This window comes from Streptomyces sp. SID3343 (assembly GCF_009865215.1).
Taxonomy (GTDB): domain Bacteria; phylum Actinomycetota; class Actinomycetes; order Streptomycetales; family Streptomycetaceae; genus Embleya.
In genome coordinates, this window is the sequence record NZ_WWJX01000801.1 from 1 (window position 1) to 583 (window position 583).

The 583-nt window shown below is 74.3% G+C and carries 1 pseudogene; it reads right to left on the reverse strand.

From position 1 onward, the window contains the following. Positions 1-248 precede the first annotated feature (248 nt). A pseudogene (locus GT354_RS24835) lies at positions 249-583 on the reverse strand (3-beta hydroxysteroid dehydrogenase); the annotation flags it as partial.

Consider the following 583-nt stretch of genomic DNA (forward strand, 5'->3'; position numbering starts at 1 on the left):
CGTGCGGCCCCGGGGCGGGGCCGCCGCGCCCCGAAAGCCCGCGTACCGGTGCGACCGGGCCGGTCGGCGCGGGCCAATGGTCGAATAGCGGCGAAACGGGCTCTCGGGGAGCGACCGGCCGAGAGCTCACCGTCGGTACCCGGATCCGATCCCCCACGGGGAGGGGCCAGTTCCGCCCGAGACGAGACCCATGGGGCGCCGCCTTCGGCCGAGGGTGGCGAAATCCCGACCGAGGGGCTTCTCGTGGCTCAGGCTTCGATGTTCTCCAGGTCCCGGAGCAGGCTCGGGTGCGTCGGCTCCCAGCCGAGTGCGGTGCGGGTGTGGGCACCGGATGCGGGCTGGTCGGTCGCGAACATCGGGCCCAGGACGCCGAAGTTCTCCTGCGGCACGGACTTGACCGGGAGGTCGAGCCGGCGCCCGATGACCGCGGCGATGTCGGCTACCGGATCGCCTTCGTCGGCGACGGCGTGCCAGGCGCTTCCGGCCGGAGCCTGCTCCAGCGCGAGGCGGAACAGGACGGCGGCATCGAGCGCGTGGACGGCCGGCCAGCGCTGCGTACCGTCGCCGGGGTAGCCGACGACGC